This is a genomic window from Virgibacillus senegalensis (assembly GCF_000821245.2).
Classification (GTDB): Bacteria; Bacillota; Bacilli; order Bacillales; family Amphibacillaceae; genus Sediminibacillus; species Sediminibacillus senegalensis.
Window position 1 is genome coordinate 925,799 of the sequence record NZ_LN611424.1, and the last position, 17,964, is coordinate 943,762.

A 17,964-nucleotide genomic window follows, 5' to 3' on the forward strand; every position below is an offset into this window, starting at 1 on the left:
TTGTTTGGAAAAGTGGAGGAAAGGTCCTGTTGGGTTATTGTGGGCTGCCATTTTGATTCTGGGATTAATGCTGGCAGGCTGTGCGCCTGGTGCCGGCGGCGAGGATGAAGCAGAAGGCGGTCAGTCGGAGGAGTCAGGTGACACTTCTGACAGCGGAGAAGACAGTGGTGATAGCAGTGGAGAAATCTCAGGCGAACTGGAGATTCAGTACTTTGTCGGCGGATACGGCGATTCCTGGTGGAAAGAAGTTATCGGGGACTTCCAGGAAGAGTATCAGGATGTGACGATTACCGAGCACGCCGGACCGAATATTAACGAAGAGATGCGTTCACGCTGGGTTTCGGATGATCCACCGGATGTTGTGTATATCGACGGAGCTGGTTCAAGTGAAACACAGATGGTAGAAGATGGTCAGCTGATGAATCTTACTGACTGGGTGAATGAAATCGAAGTGGACGGTTCACCGCTGCTGGACAACCTGATTGTCGAGCCAGCCGATTATGACGGCGATATCTATAGTTTGCCGCTTGTATTTGATACATGGGGAACTTGGTATGATCGGGCATGGTTCGAGGAAGAAGGCTTTGAAGTACCGGAAAACTTTGACACCTTTATGGATTCCATGGCTACAATCAGTGACCAGGAAGGCATCGCGCCATTTGTGACAACTGGACAACATCCATACTACTTCCTGCGCGGCATGCTTTATCCGGCATTCGCAGCTGCAGGTGGGGAAGAACTGCTTGCCAGCGTGATTGACGGGGAGGAAGGCGCCTGGACAAGTGAACCGGTATTGGAGGTCATGAAAAAAGTAGAAGAAATGCAAAAAGCAGGCTATATCGATCCAGGTTTCGGTGCTTTGAACCATACGCAATCGCAGATGAACTTTTTACTTCATGACAATGCATTCATTCCGGTAGGTTTCTGGCTGCCGAATGAAATGGCCAATGATGTTCCGGACGGATTGGAATTCGGATTTATCCCGTCTCCTATGCAAGATGCTGGAGATCCATTTGCTATCGTTCCAGATTTGCGTCCGTTGGCAATCGCTGAAAAGGCAGAGAACCCTGAAGCAGCAAAAGCGTTTGTCGAGTTTGTATACAATCGCGAATATGCAACCTTGTTCTCGGAGCATACCGGCGCGATCATGAACATGACGGATGTTGATTTGACAGGTAACGACAATGTACCTCCTTACCTGACAGAAGCGAACGAAATGATCAATGATCCAGAGCAGGTGCAAATTTATAACAAGCCACATCCAATGAGCTCAGACTTGGAAACACCGATCGGTGATGCGCTGACTTCATTGATGCTAGGAAACATCACAGCAGAGGAATTCGTCGAAAAAGCGGAAGCGGCAGCAGCCGAGTACCGCGGCGAGTAACATAAATAAAAAGAACTGGTTGGAATGTAAAGGCAAAGTATGAGTCTTTGCATTCCAATTTTCTTTATCTGAAGGCTTGAAAAACAGGCCATATCATGGAGCCGGCAATGCTCCGCCAAAAAATGATAGAGCAGTTATATTCCAATAAATTGCAACGCTCCCGAGAATCGATTTACAAAGCTGAAAAGGGTGATACGATGGTTCAATCAAAAAAACAGAAGTACCTGTTCCTGGCTTTTTGTCTAGTGCCGACTTTAGTGATGTTCTCTATTTTTACGTTATACCCATTAGTTAATGGTTTGTATTACTCCTTGTTTTCCTGGTCCGGCTCTTCTTCCGCAGCCGAATTCACCGGGTTGAACAACTATGTAAAGCTGTTTAATGATTCGATTATCCCGCGAACGATTTACCATGATTACTTTTTAGTAGTCACGAAGGTGTTTGGCATCATGATTTTAGCTACTTTCTTTGCTGTAGCCCTGACGCAGCTGCGGATAAAAGAAGCGCCGTTTTACCGGATTGTATTCTTCTTTCCGAATATCATGTCAGTCGTCGTCATTGGTATTCTTTGGTCGTTTATCTACAACCCAAGTCTTGGCCTTATCAACTCCGGTCTTGAACTGATCGGTCTGGATAGCTGGGCACGGCCATGGCTCGGAAGTGAAGATTGGGCATTGCCGAGCCTGGTACTGCCATCGGTCTGGGCAGGAATCGGCTTGTTTATGTTGATGCTGATGGGCGGCATCTCCAACGTCTCGAAAAGTTATTATGAAGCAGCGGAAATAGATGGTGCTACAGAATGGCAGCAATTTTGGAAAGTGACACTGCCGTTGATCTGGCCGCAAATCAAAATTTCCATTCTGTACATAGTAATTACCACCCTTAATGGATCGTTCATCATCGTGCAGGTAATGACGGGCGGAGGTCCAAACAATTCTACACACGTGATGGGGTCTTATCTTTACCAGCAAGCATTTAAGCAATATAACTTTGGTTATGGTGCCACAATCGGTGTAATGATTTTGATTCTCTCCTTGATCACCGTGTTGATCATGCAGTTTTTCATGAGAAGAGAAAAAGTAGAGTACTAACCTTAAAGAGTTTCTGACAAGGAAGCTTATGGATTATTACGAGAAAAAGGAGAGAGAACCATTGAAGAAGTTATTATCGCGAATCGTGATTCGACTGCCGCTTATCTTATGGACGATTGCAGTCCTTTATCCGATACTTTGGATGTTCATCGGGGCATTTAAGTCGAATGCAGAAATTTATGCCAATCCTTGGGGCCTCCCGCACGTATTCAACTTTCAAAACTTTTCCCAAGCCTGGAATGAATACAATATCGATACGAGTGTGTTCAATAGTTTGATTGTTACAGTGCTGGGCGCTTTACTGACGCTTCTGATGGCGATTCCGACAGCGTACGCCCTGGAGCGCATCGTCTTCAAAGGAAACCGCTTTTTATTCACCTTGTATATCTCTGCCATGATGATTCCGACCGTGTTAGGCTGGATTCCATTGTTTTTCTTGCTGATGCAGTTGAATTTGCTGGATAATATTTACGGTTTGTCTATCGTTTATGCTGTCAGTCAGCTTCCATTCAGTATTTTTGTCCTTACCAGTTTCATGGGGACCATTCCCAAGGCGCTGGAGGAATCAGCAGCAATGGACGGATTGTCCCCTTATGGTGTACTATGGAAAATCATTACCCCGCTTTCTATGACGGGAATCATCACCGTCACAATCATGAATGCCATTCAATTTTGGAATGAATACTTCATGGCGTTGATTTTCCTGCAAAGCGAAGAAAATTACACGTTGGCTCTGGCAATCGATTATATAAGTAATGAGGCTGAATACACGAATGCATGGGGTACATTGTTCGCCAGTCTCGCGATTGCAATTATTCCAGTCATCATTTTATATGCGATCTTCCAACGTCGGATATCGAAAGGGATGACTGAAGGAGCCATCAAAGGGTAACGAAAACCGGTACACAAAAAGGATGAGAATGTTGAAAGAAAAAAATTTGCTGACGTCCTTGTCAGGAGGACTCGCGATGCTGAATGAAGTAAAGCATAAGCTGCCTCCGTCGGAACGAAAAATTGCCGAATTCATGTTAAATAAGCCTCATGAAGCTATCCATTGCACGGCAGCGGAATTGGGAGAGAGAAGTTCGACAAGTAGTGCTGCTGTCATACGTCTTTGTAAATCACTCGGTTTAAAAGGATTTCAGGAATTGAAGCTTCGAATTACCGGAGACTTGCAAAAATCGCCGGATATACAATACAGGGATATACAGCCTGGAGAATCTCCAGAGTCCATTGTAGAAAAAGTGACCAACAATAGTTTGCAGGCCATCCAAGAAACAACTGAATTCGTCAATTATGAAACATTGCACAAAGCGGTCACCGCTTTGAAAAATGCCGGAAAAATACACTTTTTTGGTGTCGGTGCCTCAGGCATCATCGCGCAGGATGCCCAACAAAAATTTTTGCGGATGAACAAAGCGACCTCGGCTTTTACGGATATCCATAATGCTGCGATGTATATTGCCAATGTGAATCAACAGGATGTTGTATTCGGCATTTCCTTTTCCGGAGAAACCATGGAAACGGCCAAAATGATGGAGCTGGCCAAGCAAAAGGGAGCGATCACCATCAGCCTTACCAGATATGGAAACTCACCGGTTGCTGCGCATGCTGATATCAATCTCTATATTTCCGCTTCGAGGGAAGTTCCTGCACCTTTCCGAAGCGGAGCAACTTCCTCGCGTTTAGCCCAGCTTCATATGATTGATATCTTGTTCGTCAGTGTGGTTACAGATCAGTATGATAAAGCCGCGGACTACTTCCAGGAGATCAGTACAGCGATGAACTTTTTGAAACAGCGTTAAAGAGGCCCTTGAAATGAAGGGCCTCTTTTTGTCTAACGATATATCAAATATTGCTCTCTAACCTCTTTAAATGCATCCAGCTCATCCTGCCATTCGGCTTTCATTTCGTCAACAGACTGGCCGTTTTCAATTGCTTCACGAATCCATCCATTTCCGATCAGGTTGTCAAAGAAAGATATGCCGCTGCTGTTTTCTGCGCGGAAGGCAAAGTCATCCGGGTACAGATCATGGATGGTTTTTACCAAGTATAGTCCTGTTTCAACAGGCATAAAACTGTCTCGATCGGTCACATGAATTTCCACCCCGTTGGAAAGCTCTCCGCTATGCTTGGAGAAGCTTGGTGTAAACGATGCAGCACGGAAGGTTACGCCAGGAAGTTCCAGATCATTAAGGGCCGCTGCAAGTTCGGTACTGTTGATGAATGGGGCTCCGATCAACTGGAACGGTTTTGTTGTGCCTCTTCCTTCTGAAACGTTCGTGCCTTCGATCAATGCAGCTCCGGGATAAACCAATGCGGTATCAAGTGTTGGCATGTTCGGTGATGGCAGGACAAACTCTAATGGCGTTTCATCATAGTACTCGTCCCGATCCCAGCCGTTCATTTCCACTACGGTCAAATCAGCACCGATATCATATTCTTCGTTGAAAAATTTCGCAAGTTCGCCAACTGTCATCCCATGCCGTAAAGGAATCGGATAATTACCTACGAAGGAAGCATACTCGGGATCAAGGACAGGACCTTCTACTTTCTCCCCGCTAATCGGGTTTGGTCTGTCTAGTACGATAAATGGAAGATCATTTTCAGCTGCTGCTTCCATGGCGTAGGCCATCGTGTAAATATACGTATAGAAACGTGTGCCGACATCCTGGATATCAAACAAAAGGACATCGATATCTTCCAGCATTTCTGGTGTAGGTTTTCTCGTCTGGCCATACAGGCTATAGACAGGCAAACCGGTTTGTTCATCGATATAGTATTCCACGTATTCTCCTGCTTGGGCACTTCCGCGAACACCGTGCTCTGGACCGTATAATGCTGTGAGCTCGACATCCGGATCATTATGCAGTAAATCTACGATACTATTAAGATCCTGGTCGACGCCGGTTGGATTGGTGATAAGGCCCACCTTTTGCCCTTCTATTAAATCTTTTTGCTCATTTAATAGCTGTTCAACACCGAGCTGAAACTTATGCGGGTTGCCTTTTCCTTTATCATTGCCATAGCCGTTTCCATTTCCGTTTCCGTTATTGTCAGCGAAAACAACGGTTAACGAAGAAAGCAAAAGGACGAGAGCAAACAGTGAGACAAACGTTTTTTTCACATGAACCACTCCTCGATTTGTTTTTTAATCTTGGATACCTCCCTACACCATTTGCAGGGGGTATCTGCTCAGGAAGTATCACGCTTTCATCTGCTAGCTTTCTAAACTCATGAATGAAAAATTAATATAGTTCCAATCGACAGGACATCTTTCACACCTTGTGTGAAAGAGTTTTTAATAGTTGCGTTTGACCCATCCATCACTTTTTACATCCGGCTTGATGTTTTTCCCTTGTTCAGAGGACAGTTGAATATGGTGTATATACCATCCTCTTCCATTAACGCTGCCATCGGTATCGTAACGGAAGCGAATGTACCTTGTCCCTTCCGGAATCTGGAGTTCCTTGTGCTGCCAATCGACACTGCTGCCGTTGATCGAATCAAGTTCCGTCCAGTCTTCCCCATTCTCGGAAACTTCTATATAGCCATAATCATAATTGGTTTCGGTTCGATACCAAGTATCAAAGCTTAACAAGGCTGGTTCGTCTCCGTTCCATTCCACTGTCAATGAGCGATCCAGCTGATTGCCATAACCGGCAAACCAGGCATCCTCTTTTTTACCAGGCATCGCTACAGGTATGGCATCGGCAACATGCTGGGCGAATTGCTGTCTTACGGGATTTGTGGACACGGTATCTCTGCTGGGATGGACGCGATTCGTAAGCAAGATGGCAATCGTATCATTGTTCTGATTGATTACCATGGATGTGCCGGTGTAACCGGTATGACCAAGTGTTGTTCCTTCCGATAACGCATCCATATACCATCCTTGTCCAAGTTCCCAGCCTAAACCGTGGCTGTCTCCCGGGAATTGCGGGATTTGGTTTTCGGTAAGCAATTTCACTGTTTCTGGCTGTAAAATTTGTGTACCGCCATAGCGTCCTTCATTCAGGAACATGTGGCCAAATACAGCCAAATCTTCGGCGGTGGAGAAGACGCCGGCGTGTCCGGCAACTCCATCGAGAGACCAGGCATTTTCATCATGGACTTCTCCCCAAACCAATCCGCGGTCGGGAACATCCTGGTATTCTGTGGCAGCAATTCGGCTTTTCAGTTCGGCTGGTGGGTTGTACATCGTATCTTCCATGTTTAGCGGACCAGTAATAGTATCATAGACAAATTGATCCAGGCGTTTACCGGATAATTGTTCGATTAGTCCGCCAAGGGTGATCATGTTCAGGTCACTATAGGTGTATTGCTCACCTGGAAGGGCAATCAATTCAGATTGATAGACAATTTCCATTCTGTCTTCGCGGTTTTCTCCCCTTGAATAGAGAGGAATCCAGGCAGGAAAACCGGAGGTATGTGTCATTAATTGCCTTATTGTCACTTCTCCCTTCCCATTCTCGGCAAACTCGGGAATATAATCGGCAACAGGATCATCTAATTCAAAATAACCTTGTTCGTATAATTTCATTGCTGCGGTGGTCGTGAATATTTTACTGAGGGAGGCTAAATCAAAAATGGTATCTTCCGTCATGGTGATCGGTTCGTCCATTTCAGAGCGGTTGGCATCTGTATAACGGGCTGCATAACCATATGCATCTTGCTGGACGATATGGCCGCGCCGGGCAACTAATGTAACGGCCCCTGGCATCGCCCCATCGGCAATAAATTCATTGATCGATTGGCCGATAGCATCTAGTGGTTGTTGTACCATCCCTGCTGCCCGGGGATTACCGGGATGAAGGACAGGAGACAAGACTCCTGGTTGATCCCAGGAAAAAACCGGATGGGCCATTGGCTGTGTTTGTTTATTTTGTTTGGATTCCATAGTAGGTGAATGGTCTGAGGTGTGTGAATCTGCGGTGACAATAGCGGGTATAAGAAATGATGAACAGATAACGACTGTGCAAAGTGGGACGAAATATTTTTTCATAAATCCTCCTTTTATCTCCAATTTTAGATACGATACTCAATTGTTCTAGTAATGTACCTCCTTTCGAATGATAGAAAATTCCTCTTTTTTATCGTATTAAAAGATTAATATAGTTGTCTATACCGAATAAGTCCCTATTCATCGAAAAGGGAGCTATTATCAAGGTAATATTACGCAGGTAAAAAGAATTATTTTTTCGACACGATTTAGGTGATAAGAAAAGGGAGGGGTAATTGGAATTAAAAAGCAGGCCTGTGTATGGCCTGCGAAACTTTCTGTATATCATTAAAGGAAAGTAGTAATGATAGTTATTTGGTTGACGGGCTACTATTTTCTCCAAACATTCCAATAATGCCTGGATCTTCGATAAATTGGTCTTGTTCCAGGTTTTCTTCACCATCTAATTCCATCATTTCTCCCTCTTGAACTTCAAAATCTTCTTCAAATTCTTTTTCATCATAATCGTCTACCAATACATTCAACAACTTTTCCAGCATTTAGATCACCTCTTATTCCAGGATGGCAAGCACTTCTCCGTGGTATACCCGAAAGTTTCGCATGTTAATACAGAATAATCATAATTGGTTCGAAAAGATCAGTTTCTATTACAACGACATGACCAAATACCCGCCATGTAATGGTTTTGGCAGGACGAAGGGGAAATCTGTCGGAGCGACATCTACCTGCTTTTGCATTAGACGTTGGTTTAAAAAAGTTGGTCCAAGCAATGTTTTGTTAAAAGGATACACCTGCATTTTTATCGTTATATGGAAAATTTCTCTGGGGTTTTGGTATAACGGTTGGCATAGCCGGAAGCAACGAAGGCTTCCGGTTTCACGACCGGTTCCCAGCCAGAGGCTTTGATACGGGCCATCATTTCGCCAGCTAAAAAACGGGAGAGTGAACGTTTTTCCAAACCAACGTCGATATGCCCCTCCATTGTGAGGGCACTACCTTGATACAAATGGGGCAGGATGACATCGATCAAATGCTCTTTTTTCTCCTCATCGAATAAATAAGCAACTTGTTCGGTTAACGATGTTTCCATTGAAATCTTCTCATGCAAGTTCATGTACTTACGCGGGAAAATGGTTGGAAGTACACATCCCCAGGCCCCTTTCCCTTGCCGTTGAATGACAATACCAGTAACAAAAAGTGTGTGCGATCGATACACCTGTGAATCTGTTCCTACCATTAAACGGTAATTGGCAGCTGGGGCACGTTGCATAAAAAGAAGAATCCGTTGAAAAACCTCTTCAAAGCTTAAATTTTTTTCGGTCAAGTTCATAAAATGGTGTCTTGCAGATAAAGGCAGGTTGCCTTGTTCCATCTGATCCAACTCCTTTTAAAATGAAAGAACCATTAGTGGATTTTGCACAAGGCTTTTATGTAATGATGACCAATTTTCCTTATTATATTCTCGAACGAATGTTTCGTGTGGGATGATTATGCTGTCATCCCTTATAAACAAACACTCAAGGTTTGGGTGCTAAATGTCATAGGGACGCTTTGGCAGTTTCCGTCGAAAAACTTATTAAATCTCCAACCTTAGATGTATGACAGAATGAGAAAACCATGTCATAATGATGGAGAACAATCTATTTTTCATAAACAATGCACGAGTACTCCGATAAGTGGCCTCCCCGGCGATTTTCCGATAACTCGTGCATTGTTTTTGTTTTTTATGATTATTTTTTGTAACTTCTTACTTTTCTCCGACTGTTCTCCTTTAAAATTGCCAATAGCCATCCGATAAATAAAATGAGGAATAAATTCGTCGTTATTCGACATGAGGAAAATACTGTACCTTTACTTGATGATGGTACATATAATCAGCTGGGAAGAAAAAGAGCTGTATACCATGTATTGAAATCAGTTTTAGCAGATGAGGAAAGGTTATGTAGAAGCTCTCATCTATATTGAATGGTTTTAAGTATATGTTACATTTCAGAGTCTAAAACAGAAAGTTGTTTTCATAACAACAAGAATCGATTTGGGGGAGAATAATGGATAAGACTTCATTTGGTGGAATTTTGCTGGCTATTATCGCTGTCGGAGTAGGGATGATTTTAAAGGGAGTCAGCCCGATGAATTTGCTCAACCCTGCAGCATTACTAATCATTTTTCTTGGAACGGTGGCCGCAGTTTGTATTGCTTTTCCTTTTGAAACACTAAAAAAAGTACCGGCTTTATTTAAAATCATTTTTACGGAGCAAAAAACAGAAGATGTAAAAGACATCATTCCGATGTTCACGGATTGGGCAAATTTAACCAGAAGAGAAGGAATTCTCGCTCTAGAAAACCATTTGGATGAGATTGAGGATCCGTTCTTGGCATCTGGTTTGGAATTGGCGGTGGATGGACAGACCCCGGAATTTATCCGCGATGTATTATTGGAAAAGATCGATGCCATTGAAGAGCGTCACCACGAAGGGGCGTCGATTTTCACGCAGGCTGGGACATATGCACCGACCTTGGGAGTATTAGGTGCTGTAATCGGTCTGATTGCCGCGCTCGGCAACATGGAGGATACAGAGGCATTGGGACATGCAATCGCTGCAGCATTTGTTGCTACTTTGTTCGGTATTTTTTCCGGTTATGTTCTATGGCACCCTTTTGCCAATAAATTAAAGGAAAAGTCCCGCAAAGAGTTACATGTCAAGCGTGTTATGATCGAGGGCATTTTATCCTTGACTACTGGCGATTCTTCACAGGTGATCCAAGGAAAATTGAGCTCTTATCTCTCACCGAAGGAATTTGCAGCATTTGAGGAGGGAGAGCCACAGTGAGAAAGAAGAAGAAGCAAAAGGAGGAACACGTGGATGAATCCTGGCTCGTTCCTTATGCCGATTTGCTGACACTTCTTCTTGCCTTGTTTATTGTACTGTTTGCCATTAGTAAGGTCGACCAACAAAAATTTGATGAACTGGCAAATGTGATGAGAGGCGAGTTTGCTAGCGGCAAAGGTATTATGGAGAGCGGTACAACGATTGCGCCAGAGGAACAGCCTTTAGTCGGTGAAGAGCAGGATGAAAAGACCGAAGAAGACCAACAGAAGGAGACAGACGAAGAAAAAAAGAGGGCTGAAATTGAGCAGTTATCCCAAGTCCAAGAAAAAATCAATGGGTATATTAGGGAAAACGAGTTAACGGAAGCATTGGAAACGAAGTTGACGGAGGAAGGGTTGTTGATTTCTATTATGAATGATGTGTCTTTTGACTCCGGGAGTGCAGAAGTTAGCGGAAACGGACAAAAGATCGCCAAAGAGGTTTCCAACTTTTTATATACCAATCCTCCTCATGAAATCACGGTCAGCGGACACACAGACAATCAGCCGATCCGCAGTAGTGAATTCAAGTCTAACTGGGAACTGAGTGTCATGCGTGCAGTTAATTTCATGCGGCTGCTGTTGGAAAATGATGATTTGGATGCCAAATTGTTCAGCGCAAAAGGCTACGGAGAATTTGAACCGATTGCTCCGAATGACACGGCAAAAAACCGGGAGAAGAACCGGCGTGTGGAAGTATTGATCTTGCCAAATTATGATTGATAATAATTGTAATTAAAATCCCTGCCGGGAATACCGGCAGGGATTTTATTCATGTAGGGGCGATCAAGTCGCTTCCGCATTTCCTTCTTCAGGTAATTCTTTTTCGGATCCGGAGATAACGACTGTTGCGGATGCGTCTCCTACAACATTCAAGGTCGTCCGGAACATATCCAGAATTCGGTCGACTCCGGCAATTAAAGCAATACCTTCCAATGGCATATTGACGGAGCTTAATACCATGGTCAGCATAATCAATCCAGCTCCCGGAACACCAGCGGTACCAATAGAAGCAAGCACAGTCGTGATGACTACTGTAAGCAATTGGACGAATGAGAGATCAAGCCCATAAAATTGGGCGATGAAAACAACGGCGGTTCCTTGGTATATGGCAGTTCCATCCATATTGATCGTTGCTCCCAATGGAAGTACAAAACTGCTGATTTTTTTAGGAACTCCAAGATTTTCATGGGTATTTTTCAATGTAATCGGCAACGTCCCGGCAGAACTAGCCGTACTGAAGGCCACTAATGCGGCCGGTGTAATGCCTTTGAAAAAGGTAATGGGGTTAATTTTTCCGTATATCCGGACTGCTGAAGAATAGACAATTCCGGCATGCAAAATACAGGCAATTACTGCAGCTAGGATGACCTTCAGAAGCGGGAGAAGAACCGACAAACCATATTCTCCAATCACTGGGGCCACTAGTCCCAAAATTCCGATCGGTGCCACATACATAATGATGGAGGTGATTTTATACATTACTTCTGCGAACCCATCAAAAAATCGATAAACAGGCTGCGCCTTCTCTCCAACAAACGTGATGGCCAGTCCGATAAACAGAGCAAAGAAGATAATTTGCAGGATGTTGCCGCTAGCCAGTGCTTCGAATGGATTTTCCGGAATGATGTTCAAGAAGGTATCGATAACACCTTGGGATTCCTGCGCCTCAGTGGCAGGGGCACTTTCCGAAAGCGAAACATCGACTCCTTTTCCCGGTGACAGCATAAAAGCCACTGCTAAGCCGATAATGATGGCAATGGCGGTCGTCAACAGATAGTAAAGAACGGTTTTTAATCCGATTCTTCCCAGCTGCTTCGGATCGCCGCTGCTGGCAACACCGACAACCAGGGTGGATAAAATAAGCGGGGCAATGATAAATTTAATCAACCGTAAAAATAAATCACCCAGCGGCGCAATAACTGCGATTGATTCTTTGAAAATAATCCCTAGAATAATAGCGAGGATGAACGCTATGAAGATTTGTGTAATGAGATTGAATTTTATTCGCACGACTACCTTCCTTCCTCTTTTCGATTTAGAACCCCAATTATATATTATAAACTCTAGCAATCAAAACCTAAAGTATAGAATGAATCATGGGATTATTGAAAATATTGGATAAAAGGGAGCAGGAAGAACTGTGGGGAGATTTTGAGGCTGATTTTGATAGAAAAATCGAGCTGATTGATATTTTACTGGAGCTTTGCCATAGCGAAAATTTATAGGAATGCTCGTTTAAAGACCGGGATACAGGGAATGATAACGGTAACAATGGGCGGAAGGGTGAGAATTTTGGCGAAACAAATCGATGCGTATTTCAAGAATGAAAATGATGCAGAAGCAGTAAGTGCGCGGCTTCAAACATTGAAGGTCAGCAATGTTTCGGTTGAGGAAATACCGCGAGGAACAGACACGAAAGTCCTCGTGCCGTTTTTTCCAGCGAATACCGGTACTGGCACGAGTGGCAGCGTCGGCCCGATTGCCCCTCTGTTCGACCAACAAGGGAAAATAGAGGGCGATTCGGAAACATTGAAACATTTATTGCATTTTGAAGTAGAAGAAACAGATTACCACCAAGCATTGGATGTTTTAAAAGAAAGTGACTGTTATGGTCACCAATCAGAAATAGAAAGATCTTAAACAAAAATCCAGAGAGGCTGCGGCTTCTCTGGATTTCTTTGTTAAAAAGAAAAAATAAAAACTCGCTAAAAGTGGAGCATGGCGTTCTGCTGTTTCTTACATTCATGAATACGTTCCGGTTAAAATTTTTCGCTAATGGTAGACAAAAATTTACAATATTATAGTATAATAGTTGAAGATATAAAAGTCGTTATCATATAACAGATGGGGTGTATTTATTTGGCTGAAAGTAGAAGGGCTAATAAAACGGGAAAGTCGAAGCGCTGGTGGAAAATTTTACTGGCGGTTGTTGCGCTAGTTGTAATCGGTATTGGTGTTTATGGTTTTTCTATATACAATAATGCGAAAAATACGGTGGAAGAGAAGATGCATCAGCCTGTCGAATCGATCGACACGTCAATCGGCAAGAAAAAGGTAAAGGATAACGAGCCGTTGAATGTTCTGCTCCTTGGTGTCGATGAACGGTCAGGTGATGCCGGTCGTTCCGATGCTTTGATGGTTTTGTCGCTTGACCCAAAAGAGGATAGCATGAACCTGGTTAGTATTCCGCGTGATACCCGTACCGAAATTGTCGGGAAAGGATTCGAGGATAAAATCAATCATGCGTATGCGTATGGCGGTACGGACATGTCGATTAATACAGTCGAAAATTTTCTTGATATCGAGCTTGATTATTACGTGAAAATGAACATGGAAGGCTTGTCTGAAATGGTGGACGCTGTTGGCGGTATTACGGTCGACAACAAGACAGATTGGATTGATGAGGGCTTTTACAAAAAAGGCTATCATTATAAAAAGGGCGAAATTGAATTAGACGGTGCAAAAACAATGGGATTTGTCAGAATGCGTCATTTTGATAGTGATTTCGCCAGAACTGGGCGACAACGGCAGGTGTTCCAGGCAGTTGTTGATAAAGGTGCAAGCGTTGCTTCTGTTAACAAAATCGATGATATGATCGATGTACTAGGAAACAATATGGAAACCAACATGGATTTCACTGATATGAAAAACCTGATGATGAACTATCGTGACACTAGGAAAAACTTTGTCAGCTATCAAATGGAGGGTGAAAGCACATATATTACGAATTCAAGCGGTCAGGACATTTACTATTTGGTAGTTTCCGACGACGAAATTCAAAAAGTGCATAACATGATAAAAAAAGCAAAATCTTAATAGATCAGTAAAAGCCCGGGCAGCGAAAGAATTAAGCTCCTGGGCTTTGCTTCCTTGTAAAGGTCCATCCGTATAATCCTGCAATTCCTTTTTGTAAAGCATACCGGGTTAGGGTTGCTTCTATATTTACATATTCTGGCGAATGGTTAGCCGAAAATGACATTGGGGGAATTTCATGCAGTTTAACAAAGAAGCAGTAGCAATCATTTCGACAATTATTTTAGTTATCGCTATGGGAGCTGGCGGATTTTTCATTGGAAAAAGCTTTTTAGAAGGAAAAACCGTTTTTAATCAGCCTTCGGAATCCTCCANTGGTTTTTCTATATACAATAATGCGAAAAATACGGTGGAAGAGAAGATGCATCAGCCTGTCGAATCGATCGACACGTCAATCGGCAAGAAAAAGGTAAAGGATAACGAGCCGTTGAATGTTCTGCTCCTTGGTGTCGATGAACGGTCAGGTGATGCCGGTCGTTCCGATGCTTTGATGGTTTTGTCGCTTGACCCAAAAGAGGATAGCATGAACCTGGTTAGTATTCCGCGTGATACCCGTACCGAAATTGTCGGGAAAGGATTCGAGGATAAAATCAATCATGCGTATGCGTATGGCGGTACGGACATGTCGATTAATACAGTCGAAAATTTTCTTGATATCGAGCTTGATTATTACGTGAAAATGAACATGGAAGGCTTGTCTGAAATGGTGGACGCTGTTGGCGGTATTACGGTCGACAACAAGACAGATTGGATTGATGAGGGCTTTTACAAAAAAGGCTATCATTATAAAAAGGGCGAAATTGAATTAGACGGTGCAAAAACAATGGGATTTGTCAGAATGCGTCATTTTGATAGTGATTTCGCCAGAACTGGGCGACAACGGCAGGTGTTCCAGGCAGTTGTTGATAAAGGTGCAAGCGTTGCTTCTGTTAACAAAATCGATGATATGATCGATGTACTAGGAAACAATATGGAAACCAACATGGATTTCACTGATATGAAAAACCTGATGATGAACTATCGTGACACTAGGAAAAACTTTGTCAGCTATCAAATGGAGGGTGAAAGCACATATATTACGAATTCAAGCGGTCAGGACATTTACTATTTGGTAGTTTCCGACGACGAAATTCAAAAAGTGCATAACATGATAAAAAAAGCAAAATCTTAATAGATCAGTAAAAGCCCGGGCAGCGAAAGAATTAAGCTCCTGGGCTTTGCTTCCTTGTAAAGGTCCATCCGTATAATCCTGCAATTCCTTTTTGTAAAGCATACCGGGTTAGGGTTGCTTCTATATTTACATATTCTGGCGAATGGTTAGCCGAAAATGACATTGGGGGAATTTCATGCAGTTTAACAAAGAAGCAGTAGCAATCATTTCGACAATTATTTTAGTTATCGCTATGGGAGCTGGCGGATTTTTCATTGGAAAAAGCTTTTTAGAAGGAAAAACCGTTTTTAATCAGCCTTCGGAATCCTCCAGAGCACAATTGTCGGCCGGCATCCATCAGCCAAAACAGCTTTATTCAGCAGTACTCCGAAACAGTTCAGAAATCCCTCATTATATGCTGACAAGCGGAAGCGATTCAGATGAACAGGAACTTGGAGATTCCTTGGAGATTGAAGGGACTTCTAAGGAAGAAGAATCATGGACGACAGAGGCCTCCGCAGAGCAGGAAGGTGACCAATCTGGACAAGGCGAATCGCCGATTTCCCGATTTTCATCTAAACAGGAACCCGTTTCCTCTGCTTCTTCAGGGAAGACGACGTCAAATTCACCATCTTCAGAGGATTCATCGAGCGGGTCTGTTCAAGGGAATGAATCTACGTCGACGACAGATGGAAAGAATGGCGGGAAAAGCTCAAAAAACAAAACGCCAGAGCCGACTGATACTGATTCTAAGAAGGAGAGTGCGTCTCCTGATATAGAGGAAAGCACAGCCGAAAAGGATGGACAAAAAGAGGAAGAGGAAGTAAGCGATGAAGATCAAGCGGAAAGCATAGAAGATTCAAATCAAGCGGATAAGGATGAAAAGAAAGAAGCAGACCAAGAGGTATCCCCTGCCTTACCACATAATAACGAAGAATAGCGATAAAACAGAAAGCTGCTTAATAAAGCCCCCCGACAGAATTTTCGCTTGTTCAAAGCCTCTATTCTGTCGGGGGCAATTTATTAGACGGATTTGGATTGCTGCTCCTCTATTGGAGTAGCATGTTTGCTTCGGCTTCTTGCTATACTTACGATAAAGAATCCAGCAAGAAGGATGACGAGAGCACCTACAAAAAGAAGAGGAGAGGTAAATAACTGAATTGGATATCCCAATGTAACGCCTATGACACCGAAATCAGCGTCTCCAAACGTGGTTCCTTCAAAACCGAGTGAACCGAGCACAGGCAGTAATATCGCGGGAAGAAAGCTGATGATCAACCCATTTGCCATGGAACCGAAAATTGCGCCCTTGCGACCTCCGGTTGCATTTCCAAAGACACCTGCAGCGGCTCCAGTGAAAAAATGGGGGACTAAACCGGGCACAATAACTCTCAGTCCTAAAAGCGGCAGTAAAAACATACTAATAAGACCCGCCAGGAAGCTGAAAACAAATCCAATCACTACAGCGTTATTTGCAAATGGGAAAACGGCTGGACAATCCAGAGCCGGGATTGCATTTGGTACCACTTTGTCAGCGATTCCTTTGAATGCCGGTACGATTTCAGAAAGGATCATCCGCACACCTGCCAAAATGACATAAACACCAGCAGCAAAGGTAATGGATTGTAAGAATGCGAACACTAAAAAATTAGTGCCGTCGCTTAATTCTGCTTCAATGAACGTTGGGCCTGCAAATAGTGCTACGACAAAAAATAAAATAGCCATCGTTAGGGAGACAGAAACAGACGTATCACGAAGAAAACCTAATGATTTAGGAACTTTGAGCTCTTCTGTAGACTTCGATTCCTTTCCAACAAGTCTTCCGACAGCACCGGCAGCCAGATAACCGAAGGAACCAAAATGTCCAACGGCAAAATCATTAGAACCAGTGATTTTGCGTGTGAACGGTTGGAGCATAGCTGGCATTAACACCATAAGGGATCCAAGTATAATCGAGCCAGTTAGGATTAATGTCATTCCTTCGATGCCACCCGTCGACAAAATAACAGCTATCAGACAAGCCATGAACATCGTATGGTGTCCAGTCAGAAAAATATATTTAAAAGGAGTGAAGCGAGCAAGGACGATGTTCACAATCATACCAAACAACATGATCATTGCTGTCTCGGTTCCAAAAGCATCCTGTGCTAAAGCCACAATCGCTTCATTGTTGGGAATGACACCGGATAATTCAAACGCCGAATCAAACATACTGCTGAAGTTGCCCAAGGAACCAGTTATCGCTCCAGCACCTATATCCAGAATCACAAACCCCATAATCGTTTTTAATGTTCCTGAAATGACATCGGCGATTTGCTTTCTTTGCAGGAGCAATCCGAAAAAGGCGAATAATCCGACCAGGATCGCAGGAGTGCCGAGTATATCATTCATCATTAAATCGACCATAACTACGCCTCCTCGATATTGGTTTCAATAGCCGTGCGTAATTCTTGTTTGTCCATTAAATTATTTAATTTGATAACATTCCTTGTGCCATCGTCTAAACTGTTTACGATGTCTTCCGATCCTAAGTAATAATCCGCCTGCTCCGTTTTACTGGTAGTTAAATCGGTATGGGAAACCTCCGCTTCCATACCAAGTTCAGCTAAAATTTGCTTGACGTTCATCTCTACGATAAAACTGCTTCCCAATCCATTTCCACAAACAACCAATATTTTTTTCATTTTC

18 protein-coding genes are annotated in these 17,964 nt (G+C 43.3%); 11 read left to right on the forward strand and 7 right to left on the reverse strand.

Translation table 11 applies throughout. The features are described 5' to 3' along the window. Positions 1-4: 4 nt before the first annotated feature. The 4 genes from BN1067_RS08595 (at position 5) to BN1067_RS08610 (ending at position 4,283) form a co-directional block, all read left to right on the forward strand. Entirely contained in the window at positions 5-1,387 is a 1,383-nt protein-coding gene (locus tag BN1067_RS08595; RefSeq protein WP_407701357.1) for an ABC transporter substrate-binding protein, read from the forward strand. A gap of 197 nt (positions 1,388-1,584) precedes the next feature. Then, positions 1,585-2,478, forward strand: a complete 894-nt coding sequence (locus BN1067_RS08600; protein WP_053218534.1) for a carbohydrate ABC transporter permease — start codon at positions 1,585-1,587, stop codon at positions 2,476-2,478. A 61-nt stretch (positions 2,479-2,539) separates the two neighbouring features. Next, on the forward strand, positions 2,540-3,370 hold the full coding sequence (locus tag BN1067_RS08605) for a carbohydrate ABC transporter permease (protein ID WP_407701358.1): 831 nt from the start codon (positions 2,540-2,542) through the stop codon (positions 3,368-3,370). 76 nt (positions 3,371-3,446) lie between these two features. Further along, a complete protein-coding gene (locus tag BN1067_RS08610; RefSeq protein ID WP_110943389.1) occupies positions 3,447-4,283 on the forward strand; it encodes a MurR/RpiR family transcriptional regulator in 837 nt (278 codons plus the stop codon). Between the two features lie 32 nt (positions 4,284-4,315). Here BN1067_RS08610 and BN1067_RS08615 read toward each other — a convergent pair whose 3' ends face one another. The 4 genes from BN1067_RS08615 to BN1067_RS08630 form a co-directional block, all read right to left on the reverse strand. Next, the gene (locus tag BN1067_RS08615) at positions 4,316-5,605 is read right to left on the reverse strand and encodes an exo-beta-N-acetylmuramidase NamZ family protein (RefSeq protein ID WP_053218464.1); all 1,290 of its coding nucleotides are present in this window, start codon (positions 5,603-5,605) and stop codon (positions 4,316-4,318) included. Between the two features lie 174 nt (positions 5,606-5,779). Further along, entirely contained in the window at positions 5,780-7,483 is a 1,704-nt protein-coding gene (locus BN1067_RS08620; RefSeq protein WP_053218465.1) for a serine hydrolase domain-containing protein, read from the reverse strand. A 308-nt stretch (positions 7,484-7,791) separates the two neighbouring features. Further along, complete coding sequence (locus tag BN1067_RS08625; RefSeq protein ID WP_053218466.1) at positions 7,792-7,980, reverse strand: hypothetical protein; 189 nt, start codon at positions 7,978-7,980, stop codon at positions 7,792-7,794. A gap of 266 nt (positions 7,981-8,246) precedes the next feature. After that, on the reverse strand, positions 8,247-8,813 hold the full coding sequence (locus BN1067_RS08630) for a ribonuclease H-like YkuK family protein (RefSeq protein ID WP_053218467.1): 567 nt from the start codon (positions 8,811-8,813) through the stop codon (positions 8,247-8,249). 676 nt (positions 8,814-9,489) lie between these two features. Between BN1067_RS08630 and motA the strand changes: the two genes are divergently transcribed. Then, the gene (gene motA / locus BN1067_RS08635; protein WP_053218468.1) at positions 9,490-10,272 is read left to right on the forward strand and encodes a flagellar motor stator protein MotA; all 783 of its coding nucleotides are present in this window, start codon (positions 9,490-9,492) and stop codon (positions 10,270-10,272) included. After that, a complete protein-coding gene (motB, locus tag BN1067_RS08640) occupies positions 10,269-11,033 on the forward strand; it encodes a flagellar motor protein MotB (protein ID WP_053218469.1) in 765 nt (254 codons plus the stop codon). The genes motA and motB overlap by 4 nt, the downstream gene beginning before the upstream one ends. Positions 11,034-11,096: 63 nt before the next feature. Here the strand turns inward: motB and BN1067_RS08645 are convergent, their stop codons facing one another. Beyond that, on the reverse strand, positions 11,097-12,317 hold the full coding sequence (locus BN1067_RS08645) for a dicarboxylate/amino acid:cation symporter (RefSeq protein WP_053218535.1): 1,221 nt from the start codon (positions 12,315-12,317) through the stop codon (positions 11,097-11,099). A 92-nt stretch (positions 12,318-12,409) separates the two neighbouring features. Here BN1067_RS08645 and BN1067_RS20410 point away from each other — a divergent pair, with 92 nt between their 5' ends. The 5 genes from BN1067_RS20410 to BN1067_RS08665 all read left to right on the forward strand — a co-directional run bounded on the left by BN1067_RS20410 (position 12,410) and on the right by BN1067_RS08665 (position 16,216). After that, positions 12,410-12,538 (forward strand): hypothetical protein, encoded by a 129-nt coding sequence (locus tag BN1067_RS20410; protein ID WP_267893602.1) that lies wholly within the window; start codon positions 12,410-12,412, stop codon positions 12,536-12,538. A gap of 31 nt (positions 12,539-12,569) precedes the next feature. Next, a complete protein-coding gene (locus BN1067_RS08650; protein WP_053218470.1) occupies positions 12,570-12,953 on the forward strand; it encodes a hypothetical protein in 384 nt (127 codons plus the stop codon). A 219-nt stretch (positions 12,954-13,172) separates the two neighbouring features. Beyond that, the gene (locus BN1067_RS08655) at positions 13,173-14,129 is read left to right on the forward strand and encodes an LCP family glycopolymer transferase (RefSeq protein WP_407701359.1); all 957 of its coding nucleotides are present in this window, start codon (positions 13,173-13,175) and stop codon (positions 14,127-14,129) included. A 358-nt stretch (positions 14,130-14,487) separates the two neighbouring features. Continuing rightward, positions 14,488-15,297 (forward strand): LCP family glycopolymer transferase, encoded by an 810-nt coding sequence (locus tag BN1067_RS08660; protein WP_456119733.1) that lies wholly within the window; start codon positions 14,488-14,490, stop codon positions 15,295-15,297. Positions 15,298-15,472: 175 nt separating this feature from the next. Beyond that, positions 15,473-16,216, forward strand: a complete 744-nt coding sequence (locus BN1067_RS08665; protein WP_053218473.1) for a hypothetical protein — start codon at positions 15,473-15,475, stop codon at positions 16,214-16,216. An 83-nt stretch (positions 16,217-16,299) separates the two neighbouring features. Here BN1067_RS08665 and BN1067_RS08670 read toward each other — a convergent pair whose 3' ends face one another. Both BN1067_RS08670 and BN1067_RS08675 read right to left on the reverse strand, forming a co-directional pair. Continuing rightward, the gene (locus BN1067_RS08670; RefSeq protein WP_053218474.1) at positions 16,300-17,682 is read right to left on the reverse strand and encodes a PTS ascorbate transporter subunit IIC; all 1,383 of its coding nucleotides are present in this window, start codon (positions 17,680-17,682) and stop codon (positions 16,300-16,302) included. Between the two features lie 2 nt (positions 17,683-17,684). Then, the gene (locus BN1067_RS08675; RefSeq protein ID WP_053218475.1) at positions 17,685-17,960 is read right to left on the reverse strand and encodes a PTS sugar transporter subunit IIB; all 276 of its coding nucleotides are present in this window, start codon (positions 17,958-17,960) and stop codon (positions 17,685-17,687) included. Positions 17,961-17,964 lie beyond the last annotated feature (4 nt).

Bases quoted from the DNA above. Each gene is read 5' to 3' on its own strand.
- BN1067_RS20410 (WP_267893602.1), top strand. From the start codon at position 12,410: ATGGGATTATTGAAAATATTGGATAAAAGGGAGCAGGAAGAACTGTGG.
- BN1067_RS08675 (WP_053218475.1), bottom strand. From the start codon at position 17,960: ATGAAAAAAATATTGGTTGTTTGTGGAAATGGATTGGGAAGCAGTTTT.
- BN1067_RS08665 (WP_053218473.1), top strand. From the start codon at position 15,473: ATGCAGTTTAACAAAGAAGCAGTAGCAATCATTTCGACAATTATTTTA.
- BN1067_RS08620 (WP_053218465.1), bottom strand. From the start codon at position 7,483: ATGAAAAAATATTTCGTCCCACTTTGCACAGTCGTTATCTGTTCATCA.
- BN1067_RS08630 (WP_053218467.1), bottom strand. From the start codon at position 8,813: ATGGAACAAGGCAACCTGCCTTTATCTGCAAGACACCATTTTATGAAC.
- BN1067_RS08650 (WP_053218470.1), top strand. From the start codon at position 12,570: ATGATAACGGTAACAATGGGCGGAAGGGTGAGAATTTTGGCGAAACAA.
- BN1067_RS08625 (WP_053218466.1), bottom strand. From the start codon at position 7,980: ATGCTGGAAAAGTTGTTGAATGTATTGGTAGACGATTATGATGAAAAA.
- BN1067_RS08610 (WP_110943389.1), top strand. From the start codon at position 3,447: ATGCTGAATGAAGTAAAGCATAAGCTGCCTCCGTCGGAACGAAAAATT.
- BN1067_RS08660 (WP_456119733.1), top strand. From the start codon at position 14,488: ATGCATCAGCCTGTCGAATCGATCGACACGTCAATCGGCAAGAAAAAG.
- BN1067_RS08670 (WP_053218474.1), bottom strand. From the start codon at position 17,682: ATGGTCGATTTAATGATGAATGATATACTCGGCACTCCTGCGATCCTG.
- BN1067_RS08600 (WP_053218534.1), top strand. From the start codon at position 1,585: ATGGTTCAATCAAAAAAACAGAAGTACCTGTTCCTGGCTTTTTGTCTA.
- motA (WP_053218468.1), top strand. From the start codon at position 9,490: ATGGATAAGACTTCATTTGGTGGAATTTTGCTGGCTATTATCGCTGTC.